General features: G+C 50.2%; 16 protein-coding genes, 1 tRNA gene and 1 pseudogene. 9 read left to right on the forward strand and 9 right to left on the reverse strand.

The features are described 5' to 3' along the window. Positions 1 to 148 precede the first annotated feature (148 nt). Positions 149 to 1247 (reverse strand): annotated as a pseudogene (locus LDB27_RS16075) (IS3 family transposase). A gap of 182 nt (positions 1248 to 1429) precedes the next feature. After that, a tRNA-Arg gene (locus LDB27_RS16080) sits at positions 1430 to 1506 on the reverse strand. Positions 1507 to 1760: 254 nt separating this feature from the next. On the opposite strand from LDB27_RS16080, the gene fimW reads away from it, so the two are divergent. The 4 genes from fimW (at position 1761) to fimZ (ending at position 4807) form a co-directional block, all read left to right on the forward strand. Next, a complete protein-coding gene (fimW, locus tag LDB27_RS16085; protein WP_000948629.1) occupies positions 1761 to 2357 on the forward strand; it encodes a fimbria biosynthesis transcriptional regulator FimW in 597 nt (198 codons plus the stop codon). Between the two features lie 161 nt (positions 2358 to 2518). After that, the gene (locus LDB27_RS16090) at positions 2519 to 2830 is read left to right on the forward strand and encodes a hypothetical protein (RefSeq protein WP_000226498.1); all 312 of its coding nucleotides are present in this window, start codon (positions 2519 to 2521) and stop codon (positions 2828 to 2830) included. 18 nt (positions 2831 to 2848) lie between these two features. Continuing rightward, positions 2849 to 3571, forward strand: coding sequence for a fimbria biosynthesis regulator FimY (gene fimY / locus LDB27_RS16095; protein ID WP_001258113.1), 723 nt, complete (start codon positions 2849 to 2851; stop codon positions 3569 to 3571). Between the two features lie 603 nt (positions 3572 to 4174). Next, positions 4175 to 4807 (forward strand): fimbria biosynthesis transcriptional regulator FimZ, encoded by a 633-nt coding sequence (gene fimZ / locus LDB27_RS16100; RefSeq protein ID WP_000801272.1) that lies wholly within the window; start codon positions 4175 to 4177, stop codon positions 4805 to 4807. A 45-nt stretch (positions 4808 to 4852) separates the two neighbouring features. Here the strand turns inward: fimZ and sfmF are convergent, their stop codons facing one another. The 6 genes from sfmF to fimA all read right to left on the reverse strand — a co-directional run bounded on the left by sfmF (position 4853) and on the right by fimA (position 10947). Next, a complete protein-coding gene (gene sfmF / locus LDB27_RS16105) occupies positions 4853 to 5371 on the reverse strand; it encodes a fimbria assembly protein (RefSeq protein ID WP_000603406.1) in 519 nt (172 codons plus the stop codon). A gap of 9 nt (positions 5372 to 5380) precedes the next feature. Further along, on the reverse strand, positions 5381 to 6388 hold the full coding sequence (gene fimH, locus LDB27_RS16110; RefSeq protein WP_000708659.1) for a type 1 fimbria D-mannose specific adhesin FimH: 1008 nt from the start codon (positions 6386 to 6388) through the stop codon (positions 5381 to 5383). Positions 6389 to 6402: 14 nt separating this feature from the next. Beyond that, entirely contained in the window at positions 6403 to 9015 is a 2613-nt protein-coding gene (locus LDB27_RS16115) for a fimbrial biogenesis usher protein (protein ID WP_000754218.1), read from the reverse strand. 30 nt (positions 9016 to 9045) lie between these two features. Continuing rightward, entirely contained in the window at positions 9046 to 9738 is a 693-nt protein-coding gene (gene fimC / locus LDB27_RS16120; RefSeq protein WP_001531073.1) for a type 1 fimbria chaperone FimC, read from the reverse strand. A gap of 43 nt (positions 9739 to 9781) precedes the next feature. Beyond that, positions 9782 to 10315 carry a type 1 fimbrial protein subunit FimI gene (gene fimI, locus LDB27_RS16125; RefSeq protein ID WP_000619614.1) on the reverse strand — a complete coding sequence of 178 codons (534 nt, stop codon included), beginning with the start codon at positions 10313 to 10315 and terminating at the stop codon, positions 9782 to 9784. A 74-nt stretch (positions 10316 to 10389) separates the two neighbouring features. Further along, positions 10390 to 10947, reverse strand: coding sequence for a type 1 fimbrial protein subunit FimA (fimA, locus tag LDB27_RS16130; protein ID WP_000681026.1), 558 nt, complete (start codon positions 10945 to 10947; stop codon positions 10390 to 10392). A 546-nt stretch (positions 10948 to 11493) separates the two neighbouring features. Here fimA and folD point away from each other — a divergent pair. The 5 genes from folD (at position 11494) to LDB27_RS16155 (ending at position 14498) form a co-directional block, all read left to right on the forward strand. Beyond that, positions 11494 to 12360 (forward strand): bifunctional methylenetetrahydrofolate dehydrogenase/methenyltetrahydrofolate cyclohydrolase FolD, encoded by an 867-nt coding sequence (gene folD, locus LDB27_RS16135; protein WP_000729165.1) that lies wholly within the window; start codon positions 11494 to 11496, stop codon positions 12358 to 12360. A 1-nt stretch (position 12361) separates the two neighbouring features. Beyond that, positions 12362 to 12574: a ribosome-associated protein YbcJ gene (ybcJ, locus tag LDB27_RS16140; RefSeq protein WP_000190281.1), complete on the forward strand. Its 213-nt coding sequence runs from the start codon at positions 12362 to 12364 to the stop codon at positions 12572 to 12574. A 127-nt stretch (positions 12575 to 12701) separates the two neighbouring features. Further along, positions 12702 to 13247 (forward strand): metal-dependent hydrolase, encoded by a 546-nt coding sequence (locus LDB27_RS16145; protein ID WP_001143505.1) that lies wholly within the window; start codon positions 12702 to 12704, stop codon positions 13245 to 13247. Continuing rightward, complete coding sequence (locus tag LDB27_RS16150; protein WP_001038576.1) at positions 13240 to 13677, forward strand: STM0539 family protein; 438 nt, start codon at positions 13240 to 13242, stop codon at positions 13675 to 13677. Before LDB27_RS16145 ends, LDB27_RS16150 begins: the two co-directional genes overlap by 8 nt. Continuing rightward, positions 13674 to 14498: a DUF2145 domain-containing protein gene (locus LDB27_RS16155; protein ID WP_000819116.1), complete on the forward strand. Its 825-nt coding sequence runs from the start codon at positions 13674 to 13676 to the stop codon at positions 14496 to 14498. Before LDB27_RS16150 ends, LDB27_RS16155 begins: the two co-directional genes overlap by 4 nt. A gap of 43 nt (positions 14499 to 14541) precedes the next feature. On the opposite strand, the gene cysS is transcribed toward LDB27_RS16155, so the two are convergent. Beyond that, the gene (gene cysS, locus LDB27_RS16160; RefSeq protein WP_000912377.1) at positions 14542 to 15927 is read right to left on the reverse strand and encodes a cysteine--tRNA ligase; all 1386 of its coding nucleotides are present in this window, start codon (positions 15925 to 15927) and stop codon (positions 14542 to 14544) included. Positions 15928 to 16018 lie beyond the last annotated feature (91 nt).

Here is a 16018-nt window from a genome sequence, read left to right on the forward strand (position 1 = left end):
ATAAAAGTGGGTGTACACGCCCACTTTTATTACATATTTAAAGTGTTATTAAGGTTAATCTAACTAATTCTCCATTAGTTTTTTCACTAAAGCCTTTAACGAAGTAGAATTGTAAGTGGCCCTGGCACAAATTCAGTACAGTGCTAAATCAGAGACCTTCGTCTTTCCGAAGACTTCGGATAAATTCAGCCGGAGTCATGTCATTTAATGATGAATGCGTTCTCTCATGATTGTATTCCCTGCGCCAGTTGTCGGGTTTTTCCTGCGCATCTTCCAGTGACAGGAACCAGTGAATGTTCAGGCATTCATCCCGCAGACTGCCGTTAAATGATTCAATAAACGGGTTATCTGTCGGCTTTCCGGGGCGTGAGAAGTCCATTGTGACGCCGTGTTCATACACCCATTTATCCAGACTTTTTGAGATAAACTCGCTGCCGTTATCCGTCTGGATACCTACCGGCAGCCGCTTATTTAGTACCCGCAGTACCTCCATTATTCTGACCACATCCTCGCCTTTTAACGATTTTCCGGCATGGATCGCCAGGCATTCCCGACTAAAATTAACCACTACAGTCAGCGCCCGAAAACGCCGCCCGTTAAACGGATTATCTGACACAAAATCCATACTCCAGCACTGATCGACATGCGTCAGGACCGGGCGCTGCTGACGGCGTGCTGCACTGACATGTCTGCGGGGCGTTTTCTGCGCAGGTTCAGGCCTTCCGGACAATAAATCCGGTGGGTTTTCTTGTGGTTAACAGGCCATCCCTCCTGGCGCAACTGAATATGAATACGCGGGCAACCGTAGCGTATCCGGGTTTCCGCTATTTCCCGGATGCGCAGGGTTATCGCCCGATCGTCACGCCGGTTCTGCCAGTGGTAAACGGTTTTGCTCTGCATCAGCAACCCGCATCCCCGCCGGACGCTGATACGGTAAGCCTCCCGCAAAAATGTCACCGCCTGGCGCTTCTGAGCCGGCCTCAGAACTTTTGCTTCAGTACCTCCTGCAGCATCTCCTTGTCCAGACTCAGCTCAGCGACCAGCTTCTTCAGCCGCTGATTCTCATCCTCCAGTTGCCGCAGACGCCGCAGTTCCGTCACGCCCGGCCCGGCAAATTTTTTCTTCCAGTTGTAAAATGTGGCCTCAGAAATTCCCATCTTTCTGCAGACTTTCCCGACGCGAGTGCCGATTTCAGCCTGTTTCAGGGCAAATGCAATCTGTTCTTCAGTATAACGGGTCTTTTTCATGACAATGCGCCTTTCTGTGAGATGGAAGAAAGACCGGAAACTTCAGTTTAGACTGGCACTGTTTACAGGGGGAAGGTCAAGATAATGCGAAAATACAGGGATGATTTAAAACTTACCCTGATACTTACACTGCAGGATAATTTTAGATGATAGGTTTTTGATGTAACTGTTTGATTTATCAATGGCGCGCCCTGCAGGATTCGAACCTGCGACCCACGGCTTAGAAGGCCGTTGCTCTATCCAACTGAGCTAAGGGCGCCTTGTGAAGTGAAGACTTCGTGTAGACGAAACGCGAGAATTATACGGTCAGGTACTCCTGAGTCAATGGCTTTTGTTCTGGTTGCTGACTAAGTGTACGAATATCGTCTTTTCTGGCGCAATGCCAGGTTCCAGGAAATCGCCTGGACACATCTCAGCACGCATAAAGTGGGAATTAAGGCCGCCAGTATTTAGATAATCAATCAGTTTCTTTAATATTTCACCATGATTCACCTGCCGTGTAGGATATTTTTTATGCTGAGTATCGCTATTAAGGAACAAAACAGTCACTTTGAGCATGGGTTGAAAATCATCATGACGCGTCTGGCGAATCAATGGCAGCAGAAAATTGACTTTCTGCCGCCAGAAGAGATAGATAATGCCGATATCGCTTTCCTGGCCCTGGATGATGATTGGTTCAGCGCAGGCTGTTACCAGATACCTATGCATACCCAACATCAGCTACGGGTAATTATTTGTAATAAATGCGATAAAGAAAAGCTCATGTTCAGACCATGTCTGTATATGCTGCCGCATATTTATCGGGAAGATGATGTTGAAGAAATTACCCGAAAAATGATATTGATCTTACATAAGCGAGCGCTTCGACATAGCGTCCCTTCTGGCATTTGCCACTATTGCACGACTCGTCATTTTTCAGTAACAGAACGTCACTTATTAAAACTGATCGCCAGCGGTTATCATTTAAGCGAAACGGCCGCTTTACTTTCGCTTTCTGAAGAGCAGACAAAGTCACTCCGCCGGAGCATTATGCGAAAATTACATGTTAAAACGGAGCAGCAGTTTTTAAAGTATATTAGAGTTAACCTTCATTTCTTACTCAGTAAGTAAACTCACTTAACTTTTTACAAGGCTTACGAAATATCTCACCAATAATTAAGTAACGATACCTACAGGCATTTTTTTAACGCTGCCACAATGATGCCCATAATATCCTGATAGATTCAGGGGTCGAAAATATATGGCTGCATCATAAATGCCTGGAGGAGTGTTTGGTGGCACAGGGTACTTTATTAAAGGAAAGGATAAATCCCCCACACCTGGCATCTTCGCCAACACGCCATTCATATCTCAACAGCGGATTGTTAAAATCTGAGCCAATCGTTCATCTCTCAACTGCGCAATTAATCGGCTATGAGGTCCTGACGCAACTTTCGTCAGAACATGATAGCGAAGTTTTTTTTCAGCAGTTAATGCTGATGGAAGGCATTGAAACATCAGAGCAACGAAGCATTGCTTTTTACGCTGGTGCAACGATGGGACAAGGTTATTTATGGCCAGCCATATTACCAGATATATATTAGAGCAATGGAAAAAGCAGGATGCGCAGCGTACCACGCAGGGAAAGACACCGCCGTTTAAGAAATGCCAAAGACTGCGCCTGCCGTTATCACTCTCCAACGCCGCAGATATTTGATCGCCTTGAGTTACTGGACCAACAGCTTAATTATGCCTTGCCGGTTGGTATCATTTCCCAGGCAATAATTACAACTGATAACTACCTCGGCTATTCATTGAGTCACTACTTATTTTCCGGAAAACGTACCGCAGCATTCCGCTCATTAGATGACATTTCTTTGTGGATTGAAAAGGGGTCGCTCAGACAACTGATTGTAGATATGGAGACGCTACCTGTCTCCTGTATTGAGGCGCTTAACCAGCTACGCGCGCTCAGTTGGCAACAAAGCGATATCCAGATTTACCTGCTGGTATCAGATAAAACCGCCGCTATAACACAGTTTATCCGTATGGCTGGGCGTTTTTTTGTTCTGTCACGACGACAAAATCTGGCTTCAGTACGCGAAGCCTTGTTATCAGCCGCTAAACCTCGCTTATCGGAAAGCTTTAGCCGTACTGACTGGTTGATGATTGAAACTTTAGCGCAAGGCGCCTCTTTAAAAGAAATAGCACGTCAGCAAAGCGTACCTTATCATCGTGTAGTTTACCGGCTTAAACAACTTATCACCCTCCTTAACCTTCCCCACAGGCAAAGCTTTCTTCGGCTGATCCAGCAGCTAAACGTTACTTTCCACGATATTTTTTAACGGAGTAACGTTTTGGTGAATAAGATTTTTTAAGAAATTACTTATTTTCACTTCCATTAAATGTAAATATTTCACATAAAATTAATATTTACAACTCGTCCTGGTAAGCGATAAAAATTTTTTTCTTACATCGTCCCCTGTCCCTCCTCGTTTTTTGAGGTCTCCAGCGTCAACATCTTTCTGTTGTTACATAACAAATACTAAACAATTAGTCTTTCATATTATTTTTATACTTAAAAACAACAGTTTAAACTACGCAATGTCAACTCCAAAGAAAATAGCTCTACCACGAACAAATTTTCTATAACGCCACAGAACATCCTACCCGCTATCCATAATTCGCATTTCGCAAGACTTTTCCGAGAAATCAGACCAGGTATAATCCATATTGTTTTTACTTAATCAGAAATTTCTTTTTTGTTGGTGCGAAATGGATATTCCACATATTTATTACTCTTACGCAAAATAGCCAGTCAACAGGGAGGTCTCATTCTTTATTATTGCTCCACCGTGTGGTGTGTAGATCTGGCTATTCCACAATCTTTAAGGTGTCTGACGCTTATTCTAAAACGAAGGACGCATAACAGTCTGAGGCATACAACAATGAAACCTGCATCTGTTATCATTATGGACGAACACCCTATTGTAAGAATGTCGATCGAAGTTTTACTCGGTAAAAATAGCAATATTCAGGTTGTCCTGAAAACGGATGATAGCCGAACAGCGATAGAGTATCTGCGCACTTATCCTGTTGACCTTGTCATTCTGGATATTGAATTACCGGGCACCGACGGCTTTACTTTACTTAAACGAATCAAATCTATCCAGGAACATACCCGGATACTTTTTTTATCGTCAAAATCAGAGGCTTTTTATGCCGGAAGAGCAATAAGAGCGGGCGCAAACGGATTTGTAAGTAAACGCAAAGACCTCAATGATATTTATAATGCGGTAAAAATGATTTTATCCGGTTATTCTTTTTTTCCATCTGAGACGCTTAACTTTATCAGTAATACCCGTCCCCCAAAAGGCGGGCACCATGATATGCCACTTTCTAACCGCGAAGTCACCGTGCTGCGCTATCTGGCCAATGGAATGTCTAACAAAGAAATTGCCGAGCAACTTTTATTGAGTAACAAGACTATCAGCGCGCATAAGGCCAATATATTTTCTAAACTTGGCCTTCACTCTATCGTTGAGCTTATCGATTACGCCAAATCACACGAATTATTGTAAAGGTACTCCCGGCGAATTATCGTTCGGGAGCCACAATAACGGGCATTAATTGTAATTGATCAGGAAAGTCGCATCCGCGTTAGCAAGTCCGGGCTGCACGCCATCGGCTAAGGCGATATAGTTCGCATAGAATTTCAGGGTAGCATTGCCGTTGTTGTCAATATCGACGGCCTTGCTGGCCTGTTCAAGTGGCAATCGACGTTGATCGCCATCGCGAATTTCAATCGCCAGTTTTTGCGCCATTGCCGTATCAGCAAGCGCCAGTAATGCCGTGCCGGGCGCTGGCGTCCCGGAAAACGTTATAGACGCCGACCCCGGCGGGCAACCTTCAAGTTTTAGGCTAAAGGCTACCGGTTGCGTGGAGTCACCGACGGCGTGAAGCTGTTTTGTCGGCCAGGTGCCGAGATTAACCGACTTGTTACTGTCGCCCGCCACCACGGCGCAGGTAAAATCCACCACGTTACCGCGCAGTTCAATATTCACTTCGCCCAGAGATGAGTTGGCCTGACTCAGCGGGCTGAACAAAACACAACCGATAGCGATGAAAACGCGCCGAAGGATCATTATGCCTCCTTAATCATAATCGACTCGTAGATAGCCGCGCGCAGTAAACGGCCCTTCCGCCGGTTTATTCCCCGTCACGCTGATCGGCCAGGCGCGAATACCTACGCGAGCGGCGGCGTTATCATCAAGATGAAACGGAATTTTACTCGACAAATTATTGGGTGTGAGCGGCGTACCGTTGCTATTAGCAACTACAAAACCTAAATCCGGATTATCGGACACCATCGCCTGCCCTGAGGCCTTTTCGGCTTCAAGCCGCATCGATAAATAGGCCTGCGCCGCGACGTTGGTACATTTGATAGCGATAGTTTTCGTTTGCGGCGTGACGCCTTGCGGACGATTACCCGCCCCCGCCTGACTAAATAACGACGCGCCGATATCGCCGAAATCAAACTCCACGACCTGTCCGGCATTCACTTCGCAGTTTTGCGGCACTTCCACTTTGCCGCTGTAGCTAATGGTATATACCGGCGTGCTCAACGCGTCGCTGGTAGAGGTCGTCACATAGACGGTAAACATTGTCTGGCGAGGGATCGTCACCATATTAATAAAAGGCCGTATCACTTTTAATTTAAAAACCAGCTTTGAGTCCTGCACGCCAAACGGCTTTTGCTGCGACACGTTATAGTCGACGCCCATGCGAATATAGTTACGGGGCGGATAAAATACGCCAGTGACACTATCGGTTATGCTCATCGCGCCCAGAAGGTAGTCATTCAGTTTGAGGTATTTAAAATTTCCTTCGGTGCTTTGTACCGGTAATTCTGATACATAGCTTCGGTAGGTATAATTCACCGTTGTCCCCGCCGGGCACGTCGCGTTTACGCCGACCCAACCTGATTTTTCCGGTAGCGTAACCACCTGTCCCGGCTGATTATTGCCGCTGGTGAAAACATCTGACAGGTCGTAAAAGATATCGGTCGCCGTCCCGTTTGAATTGCGGCAAACCGTCGCCAGCGCGGGATGGGTGAAAAAGAGCGCGGTCCCCGCCAGCAATAGCGCTGAGTATATTTTCATCTCTATTTTTCCTTTTATGACGCCGGACGGATACAGGTCGCGCTGGCTATCGTAATCGCCTGCTTCAGACTATCCTCCGCCAGGGCGTAAGGGGCGATACAACGCGCGTTTTTCCCCTCTCCCCACTGGATGAACAGTTCACCTTTTAGCGGCAAGCCGCTCAGATAAATTTGCCCGTCATCGCCGACCATACTGGTAATGCCGCTGGCGGTTTCTCGTACTATCGCGCCAAACGGTAACGGACGTCCGCCAAGCCTCGCGGTAATGATTGCCCTTACGCCTATCCGCGTATCAAAAGCAGCCCGCACCAGCGCGCCCTCTGTCGGCACTACGCTGCTGACGTTATTTTCGACATCGGTATGGTTGTCCATCGTGTTGGTATCTAATGCGACGCGGTTATAGCGATATACCGTGGCGTAGGGCATTACCGCATAGCCCCGCCAGTCCGTTTTCACGCCGGTCTGGTTTTCGATGCGCACGCCTTTCGCTCCCGGCGCTTTAATCAAGACATTGGTATCGCCCAACGGTTGGCTAAACGTAATACCATCCGCATGACCAACCACGCCGCCGGAAAGTTGCCAGTTATAGTCATGCTGATCGCGATCGTAGTTATATCCCACGCCCAGCGTGCCATACGTCGCCTGCCAGCTAGCGCTGGCGCTGCCGCTATAACCATTGCTACTGCTACGCCCCTGCGTCACGCTGTAGCTCAGATTACGTCCTTCCAGAAGCGTGCCGCCCACGCCGGTCTGCCAGCTATTGTCGCCGTCGCGGTTGCGGTTGGCGTTAAACGTGGCATAAGTACGATCAAGAATAGTGTCGCGCGCATAGCGCCGTCCGGTCAGAATGCTAAACGGAACGGACATATTGAATGCCAGAATGCGGTCGGCGCCTGAGATCCCCACCGACTCGCTCCACGACCATGACAGCGAATAACTTATGCCTTGCCATCCACTGGCGTATCCCAGTTGATACCAGGTATTGGTATCCGCCGTATTCCAGTAATTTTGTTGACTGCCGGAAAGATACAGTGACCCGTAATCCCCCAGGTTTTGCGAAATATTGACCTGAAAGCGGCCTTTTTTGCTGTAACGGAGATTGTGGTAGCTCTGCGCCACCGGCACTTTATGGCGGCGTCCGTCGCTATCGTATTCGTAGTCGTACCCTTCCATACTGCGATATGCCACATCATCCAGGGTGTAAAATCCGCGCGTGGAATAGCGGTAACCCAGCAATTGAAAATTAGTCCCGTAATTATTCAGCGATTTGGCGTACAGAAAACGCAACGATTGCCCCTGATGGGTGCTGTCATCTGCCAGTTGGCTACGCGCATGTGTGACATCGACCGACACGGCTCCCCAGTCGCCCAAATTTCGCCCCGCCCCGACCACCACGGCACGGTAACGATCGGCAAGTTGCGTACCGCCGTAAGCCGTCAGCCCCGCAGGCAGGCCGGCAATCACCGTTCCCTGGAAAAAGAATGGCGAAGACTGCTGACTATTGCCGCTGCGAAAATCCCCGGCCACCAGGTCATACTTCACCCTGCCCTCACGCTGCAATAGCGGAACGGTAGAGTAAGGCACCGTGTAACGTTGTTGGCTACCGTCTTTTTCATCTACCGTCACCTCAAGGTCGCCGCTGGAAGAGGTAGGATTAAGATCGGTAATCGCAAACGCGCCCGGCGACACATAGCTTTGGTAGATAACATACCCGTTCTGTCGTATCGTCAGCTTTGCCGCCGTCCGGGCGATTCCTCTAACCGTGGGGGCGTAGCCCTGCAGGCTATCGGGATACATATTGTCAGAAGAGTACAGCCGCGCTCCGCGAAAGCCGACGCTGTCGAAAACATCGTTCCCGGTATTGCTGTCCCCTATGACCAGTTCGCTTTTTAGCGGAATGATGGCGCGCTGTACCCAGGTGCCAATGTTGTTCCAGCGTTGCGAATGATAGCCGTCCCCTTTCGAATAGTTCCAGGCTCCGTTATTACGCAGCCGCCAGGGGCCATAGTTCAAACCACTCAACAGACTCAAAAAATAGCTATCGCTGTCTGTTCCGCGGCTACCGGTAAAACTGTAATTGATGAGTGCGGCGGGTATCCCTTCATCCCACTCTTCCGGCGGGATATAGCCACGCGCGCTGTTGAGCAATGACGCCTGCGGCAAGCTAATATTTAAGCGCATCGACGCGAAATCGAACGCGACCTCCGCGCCCGGGATTTTCTCAGGAAGGTGAATACACGTGGTATCGACGCCTTTATCTGAGACAGGGAACGCCGCGGTATTCACGCCCAGGCGTTTAATCCACTCCGGTGTAAAACAAGGCATCAGGCCGCCGGATTTATCGCCGGCGCCCACGGCGCCCGCCTCAAAACGGATATCCTGCGTCGCTACGAATTCGTCGTTACGCCAGATATCCACCCGGTAAATACCGGGAGGCTGATGATTACCTTTTTCAAAGCGAGATAAATCCGCCACAGACGCGGTATCCGCCGACAAAAACGCAGGGTTGAAATAACTTTCGCCGCGGCTCGTCAGCGGACACAGCGCCGCCAACACCGACAGCGCCACGCCGCTTAACGGTGATACATAGCCGGGAAATCGCCCTGCAAACCAGGTTGTCTTCTTCATCGTGTTCTCGTGTGGCTTCACGCGATCTGCTTAACCGAGACTGGCCGTTGTCGCCGACGTCAATGCGCCGTAATCATTGACGGTCTGAAATGTCACGCTGCCCTGCGCGCCAGTCGGTAAGGGAATTTGCATGTCGCTTTTTGGCGCGATCATCACGTTATCAATCTTTTTCGCGCCCACGCTGATATTGACCAGCGTGAGGTAATAAGCAGATGGGTTGGTTATCTTGAGATGGTTGCCGATACGGGAAAATTTCAGCAAGGTCGGCGCGTCTTCCGGCGTCTGCGGCAAATTCGCCGGACGCACAAACAGTTTGATCCGCGACAGAATCGCCAGTTGCAGAACGTTTTTTCCCTCAATATGACTTTTATCGACCGACGGGATGGCTTTCACGTTCATCCAGAATAACGACTCCCGATCCCCGGGTAGCGGTTGCCCGGCGTAGATAATACGCAGCGTGTTTTCGCTTTTGGGTTCGCTGACGAATAAAGGTGGCGTAACGATAAACGTTTTTTCTTTCTGCCCGGCGCTATTTTCGATCCATGAATTGACGAGGTAACGTTCTTGAGTATCGCTATTACTGATTGCCAGAGAAGTCTGTTTCGCCGCCGAGGGATAAATAACGCGCGTGGCGCCTAATGCAATCCCCCCCGCCGCCTGTACGTTCAGCGAAGTAAATAACGTGAGAAGAACAATAAAGCCTAATTTTATACTATTCAGCATGGTAAAAAATACCTTTTGCATTGAGTCACGTCGGCAAGAAAATTCATGGGTAAACCAGCGTAAACCACACTTCTGAATGAATTCGTCCCGGCGTCATATTTTCTGAAATTGCCCGATAGCGGGCAGTAAAATGCAAAGTCATTTCTGACGTTAAAATGGGCGTGTAATGAAGCGGTAACGTGTTAGGTATGATTTGCCGCTGCTGGTCATCAAATAATGCCAGGCCGATTCCGGCATTACCGATACCCTCGCCGCTGGCCAGAAAAACATGGGGATCTTCCGCAGGCGTAACGCCGGCAAACGCAATGCCGACATGACGCCAGACCTCCGCGCTACAAGAGATTAACCGTAACGAAAATGGAACGCTGACGGGAGCGAAGCTGCCAGGACCGGTAAACGCATTCGTGCGGTACTGTCCCATCAGTACGCGCAAATCCTGGCTTTCAGTGGCGACAGCGCAGCCGCCATTGACCAGTTGTCCGCGCAGGTGAATACGCCCGCTCTCCACCATTACCGGCTGCGCAATAACGGGCGACATCAAAACAAGCCCCACTAGCGCCGCGCCTTTCCTTATCATCTGCTATGTTCTCTTTTATCCCCGATAGCCTCTTCCGTTGAGGCGCCTCCCTTCCCTGGCGTTCCCAGACGGGATTATTCGTATTTCATGATAAAGGTGGCGTCGGCATTAGCCTGGCCTGGCGTCGTGGCGGTGGCGGTTGCCTTATAGCGTGCGGTAAAACGCAGCGTATTGGTGCCTTCAACCAGCGCCTGCTTCGCCGAGAAGGTCGCGCCGTCCGGTTTCAACGGTGAGGAGGTGTTATCAAGAATCTCAATCCCGACGCCGGTTGCGGTAGTGCTATTGTCCGCAGAGGAGACAGCCAGCAAATTAGGGTTGGTGTTATCTGCCTGACCAGAGAAAGCCACGGCAGCGGTAGCCGCCACTTTCGGATCGCAGTCATTCAGGACGATGGAGAAAGGCACCTGCGCGGTCGTATCATCAATCGCCGTAAAGCTGGCGGTACGGTATTGACCCAGCGTCACCGTTTGATCGGCGGATTTAGTGCTAACGGCACAGGCTGCATTAACCAGTTTACCTTCGAAATGAATAGTACCGCCACTCACGCTCACCGGAGTAGGATCAGCCGCAACCGCTGCGCCAGCGACAAACATCAGACTCGCAATAGTAGAGGTCATTAATTTATGTTTCATGGATTTCCCTTGAATTACACACACCCGGTTTCGGCATCCTGTCGGCTCCGTTTGAATTATTATCGACATAGCATGTCAGAAAAGTTATCTCTGCATCCTGTAAAGATAGATATCGCAGATTAATTAGTTTTCTGTTTCTCCCCTGAGTATCAGACGCAGTAATTAATCTTTGCGAATATGACATTTCGTCACGGTAATAAATTAAACATTTCGCTAAATAAAAAATAGCCGCAAACTCTTTTAATGACCTAAGCTAATTCTTATTGGGATATAAGAAGGGTCTAATCTTATTTTGTATAAAATGTCGCATTATGCCGCCCGACGCTATTAACGACGAGGGATTACGGTAACCATAGCCAGGGTGATGAATTGTTTCTTTTTGGTTAATCATGGCGCGCTTACTGGTCACGTCTCAGTATCGGCAACGGACGGGGGAGACGTCGCGTTTGCATCGGAAACACAAACGTTAACTGACAGCGAGGCCCGCTTCTGACAAAATAGCGTTATCCCCTTTGACTTGAAGTAACAGATGGAATCTTCTCTCTGATGGCAGCAAAGATTATTGACGGTAAAACGATTGCGCAGCAGGTGCGATCTGAGGTTGCTCAAAAAGTTCAGGCACGCGTCGCAGCAGGGCTTCGCGCTCCCGGCCTGGCTGTGGTGCTGGTCGGCAGCAATCCGGCCTCACAGATTTATGTCGCAAGCAAACGTAAAGCGTGCGACGAAGTGGGATTCGTCTCCCGCTCCTATGACCTGCCAGAAACCACCAGCGAAGCCGAACTGCTGGCGCTTATCGATACTCTGAATGCAGATAACACGATTGACGGTATTCTGGTGCAGTTGCCTTTACCGGCAGGTATCGACAACGTTAAAGTGCTGGAGCGTATCGCGCCAGATAAAGACGTAGACGGTTTTCATCCTTATAATGTCGGTCGTCTGTGTCAGCGTGCGCCACGCCTGCGTCCCTGTACGCCCCGCGGTATTGTGACCCTGCTTGAGCGTTACAACATTGATACCTACGGCCTGAATGCGGTGGTCATTGGCGCGTCCAATATCGTTGGACGCCCAATGAGCATGGAGCTGCTGCTGGCTGGCTGTACGACTACCGTTACGCACCGCTTTACCAAAGATCTGCGTCACCATGTTGAGCATGCTGATTTGCTCATTGTCGCCGTAGGTAAACCGGGCTTTATTCCCGGCGAATGGATTAAAGAAGGCGCAATTGTGATTGATGTCGGTATTAACCGTCTGGAAAATGGCAAGGTCGTTGGCGACGTCGTGTTTGACGAAGCCGCGGCGCGCGCGTCATACATCACGCCAGTTCCGGGCGGCGTCGGCCCGATGACGGTCGCCACGCTTATCGAAAACACGCTGCAGGCGTGCATTGAATATCACGATCCACAAGGAAAATAATATGGCGACATTCTCTTTAGGCAAGCACCCGCACGTCGAGCTGTGCGATCTGCTCAAGCTGGAAGGCTGGAGCGAAAGCGGCGCGCAGGCGAAAATCGCCATTGCCGACGGGTTGGTGAAGGTTGATGGCGTGGTTGAAACGCGTAAACGCTGCAAAATTGTCGCCGGGCAAACCGTTAGCTTTGAAGGCCAAAGTGTGAACGTCGTGGCCTGATACAGAGTGCCGGATAGCGACGCAAAGCGTCTTATCCGGCCTGATTACGCTGTCTTTTCAGATAATCATCCACTTAATCCTCTGCGTTCCAACTGCTAGCATGGCTATTTCCCTGTGAACCATCGCTATGCCTACCGTTATCACCCACGCCGCCGTTCCCCTGTGTTTTGGCGCAGGCTTAGGCCTGAAAGTTATCCCTCCTCGCCTGCTGTTTGCCGGTGTTGTGCTGGCGATGCTCCCCGATGCCGACGTGCTGGCCTTTAAATTTGGCATCGCCTACGGCAACGTTTTCGGCCATCGCGGATTTACCCACTCTTTACTTTTCGCATTCGTCCTCCCCCTGTTGTGCGTACTCGCGGGACGACGATGGTTTCGAGCTGGGCAGGTGCGCTGCTGGCTGTTTTTAACCGTTTCCTTGTTGTCGCACAGCCTGCTGGATTCGATAACCACGGGTGGTAAAGGCGTCGGATGGCTGTGGCCGTGGTCAGATGAACGTTTTTTTGCGCCCTGGCAGGTGATTAAAGTCGCGCCGTTCGCGCTTTCAAGCTACATCACGCCGTATGGACACCAGGTCATTCTCTCAGAATTGCTGTGGGTGTGGTTGCCGGGAAGTATTTTAGTGTTATTTCTATGGGTACTTAAAACGCATATTAAAAGGAATCAATATGAATAAAATGACATTCGCCGCCGCGGTCGTCTGTTTCTCATTTTCCCACGCCAGCTATAGCGAAGAAATGTCTGCCACTGGCTGGTATGCGGCATCGTCTGCGGTTGTCAGCGTGGGCAGTTCCGCACTGGTTAGCGGAATTATACTCTCCCCCGTACTGCTGCCGCTCAACCTGATCATTGGATCTGTTGTCGAAAATAAAAAGCAAAAAACCGCGCTGATAACCACTAAGTCTCCCGATAACAAAGACATTAAAATGCAAGTTCCGCTACATGTCGTCAAAGAAGGCAACCTCAAAGCAGGTGATAAAGTCACTCTGGAAAAAACGCAGGAAGGCACCGGCGCTTATTTGAAAAAAGAGGGCAAAGTCCTTGCCCATATGGTAAATCAGGACGACGCAGGACTTTCCAGCAACCAGACGGTACCGGCCAAATGAAGCGATTCGCGTTTGCCCTGTGGCTCAGCGCAATCTCGCTCAACGCTTATGCAGACAGTGCTAACTGTCACCAAAAAGCAAACACGCCGGAGAGCATCGCAGCGACAATGGATCAGGCGCTACAGCTCAAACAACAGCTTAACAGTCAACCCGATCCGGTCGTCATTCTGGTTCGCCAGGGGCAAGATATGTCGAGCCGACATTTAACCTGGTCACATGCTGGCTATGCCATGCGCCAGCCAAACGGAGACTGGCGGGTTTACCATAATCTGAATACTTGCGGAACCGCTGAATCAGCGCTCTATATACAAGGTCTGTATGAGTTTCTGGCTGATGACCTGGTGAATCAGAGCATTGCCGTTTTGCGCCCGCGTTCAGATATCGCGACGGCATTACAAACGCTCTTACATAGCGCTATCAAACTCAATCTCTTCCACAGTCCCCGCTACAACCTGATTGCGTGGCCTTTTTCCGGCCCTTATCAGAATTCGAATGGCTGGCTTCTCGAAGTGTTTGCGCGAGCAAACGATGCGCAGGTTTGGTCACGTAATGATGCCCGCCGCTGGTTGCAGCTTCAGGGTTATCAACCCTCTATCGTTAGTGCTGGCACTTTTGAACGATTAGGCGCAAAACTGTTCACCCCTAACGTTTTCACCGACGATCAGCCAGCAGAATTGCTGCGAAAAGGAAATGTGGGGCTAAACAGCGGCGACAGCGTCATCCGCTTTATTGCCCGTTACAGCCGGGCAATACCCAAGTGTGAACATCAGAATCTGGGGGAGTCAGTGTGTGTTTATCTTTCGCCCGGCGCGAAAAAATAAAAAACAGGCCGTTCTATGCAAATAGAGCGGCCTGTAAAAGCGCTTACTTACGTCGCCAGGTGGTGCCCTGCGGGCCATCTTCCAGAATAATACCCATTTCAGTGAGACGATCGCGCGCCGCGTCCGCCGCCGCCCAGTCTTTCGCTTTACGGGCATCCAGACGCTGTTGAATCAAGGCTTCAATTTCCGCAACTTCACCGTCATCCGCCTGCGCGCCGCTTTGCAGGAAAACATCCGGCTCCTGTTCCAGCAGTCCCAGCACGCCGGAAATCTTCCGCAGATGAGACGCCATCGCATTCGCGGCGGTCATATCTTCGCCCTTCAGACGGTTGACTTCACGCGCCATATCAAACAGGACGGAGTAGGCTTCCGGCGTATTGAAATCGTCATTCATCGCCTCGACGAAACGCGCTTCAAACGCCTCGCCGCCCGCCGGGGCCGCTGATTTATCCGTTCCACGCAATGCAGTGTATAGCCGCTCCAGCGAGGCGCGCGCCTGCTTGAGGTTCTCTTCGCTGTAGTTCAGTTGGCTACGGTAATGCCCGGACATCAGGAAGTAGCGCACGGTTTCCGCATCGTAGTATTTCAGCACGTCGCGCACGGTAAAGAAGTTGCCCAACGATTTGGACATCTTCTCGCGATCCACCATCACCATACCGGAGTGCATCCAGTAGTTGACGTATTCGCCGTCGTGGGCGCAGGTAGACTGGGCAATCTCGTTTTCATGGTGCGGGAACATCAGATCGGAACCACCGCCGTGAATATCAAAATGGTTGCCCAACTGCTTACAGTTCATTGCCGAACATTCAATGTGCCAGCCCGGACGCCCTTCGCCCCACGGCGACGGCCAGCTCGGCTCGCCCTCTTTCGACATTTTCCACAGCACGAAGTCCATCGGGTTACGCTTCACGTCAACGACATCCACGCGCGCGCCCGCCTGAAGCTGCTCAAGATCCTGACGGGAAAGCTGCCCATAAGTCGGATCGGTCGGTACATCGAACATCACATCGCCGTTATCCGCCACATAGGCGTGCCCTTTCTCGATTAAGGTGCGGGTGAGCTCGATAATTTCCTGAATATGGTGCGTCGCACGCGGCTCGCTGTCCGGACGCAGAATATTCAGCGCGTCAAAGTCCTGATGCATTTCCGCAATCATTCTGTCGACCAGCGCGACAAAACTTTCGCCGTTTTCATTGGCGCGTTTAATAATTTTATCGTCGATATCGGTAATGTTACGCACATACTTCAGCTTATAACCGAGAAAACGCAAATAGCGCGCGACAACGTCAAAAGCGACAAACGTGCGTCCGTGGCCAATGTGGCAGAGATCGTAAACGGTGATACCACACACGTACATGCCGACTTCCCCGGCATGAATGGGTTTGAATTCCTCTTTTTGGCGCGTCAGTGTATTAAAAATTTTTAACATCGAAGATTCCGTATAGACGTGTGTGGGTAATAATCTCCGTATGATACATATTATTCGTAATCGAAGCAGCACACTTTGCAAGGTGATCGCA

This window comes from Salmonella sp. JXY0409-18 (genome assembly GCF_020268625.1).
Classification (GTDB): domain Bacteria; phylum Pseudomonadota; class Gammaproteobacteria; order Enterobacterales; family Enterobacteriaceae; genus Salmonella; species Salmonella enterica.

Bases quoted from the DNA above. Each gene is read 5' to 3' on its own strand.
- fimH (WP_000708659.1), bottom strand. From the start codon at position 6,388: ATGAAAATATACTCAGCGCTATTGCTGGCGGGGACCGCGCTCTTTTTC.
- fimI (WP_000619614.1), bottom strand. From the start codon at position 10,315: ATGATAAGGAAAGGCGCGGCGCTAGTGGGGCTTGTTTTGATGTCGCCC.
- fimC (WP_001531073.1), bottom strand. From the start codon at position 9,738: ATGCTGAATAGTATAAAATTAGGCTTTATTGTTCTTCTCACGTTATTT.
- folD (WP_000729165.1), top strand. From the start codon at position 11,494: ATGGCAGCAAAGATTATTGACGGTAAAACGATTGCGCAGCAGGTGCGA.
- fimW (WP_000948629.1), top strand. From the start codon at position 1,761: ATGCTGAGTATCGCTATTAAGGAACAAAACAGTCACTTTGAGCATGGG.
- fimA (WP_000681026.1), bottom strand. From the start codon at position 10,947: ATGAAACATAAATTAATGACCTCTACTATTGCGAGTCTGATGTTTGTC.
- fimZ (WP_000801272.1), top strand. From the start codon at position 4,175: ATGAAACCTGCATCTGTTATCATTATGGACGAACACCCTATTGTAAGA.
- sfmF (WP_000603406.1), bottom strand. From the start codon at position 5,371: ATGATCCTTCGGCGCGTTTTCATCGCTATCGGTTGTGTTTTGTTCAGC.
- LDB27_RS16155 (WP_000819116.1), top strand. From the start codon at position 13,674: ATGAAGCGATTCGCGTTTGCCCTGTGGCTCAGCGCAATCTCGCTCAAC.
- LDB27_RS16150 (WP_001038576.1), top strand. From the start codon at position 13,240: ATGAATAAAATGACATTCGCCGCCGCGGTCGTCTGTTTCTCATTTTCC.
- LDB27_RS16145 (WP_001143505.1), top strand. From the start codon at position 12,702: ATGCCTACCGTTATCACCCACGCCGCCGTTCCCCTGTGTTTTGGCGCA.
- cysS (WP_000912377.1), bottom strand. From the start codon at position 15,927: ATGTTAAAAATTTTTAATACACTGACGCGCCAAAAAGAGGAATTCAAA.
- ybcJ (WP_000190281.1), top strand. From the start codon at position 12,362: ATGGCGACATTCTCTTTAGGCAAGCACCCGCACGTCGAGCTGTGCGAT.
- fimY (WP_001258113.1), top strand. From the start codon at position 2,849: ATGCGCAGCGTACCACGCAGGGAAAGACACCGCCGTTTAAGAAATGCC.
- LDB27_RS16115 (WP_000754218.1), bottom strand. From the start codon at position 9,015: ATGAAGAAGACAACCTGGTTTGCAGGGCGATTTCCCGGCTATGTATCA.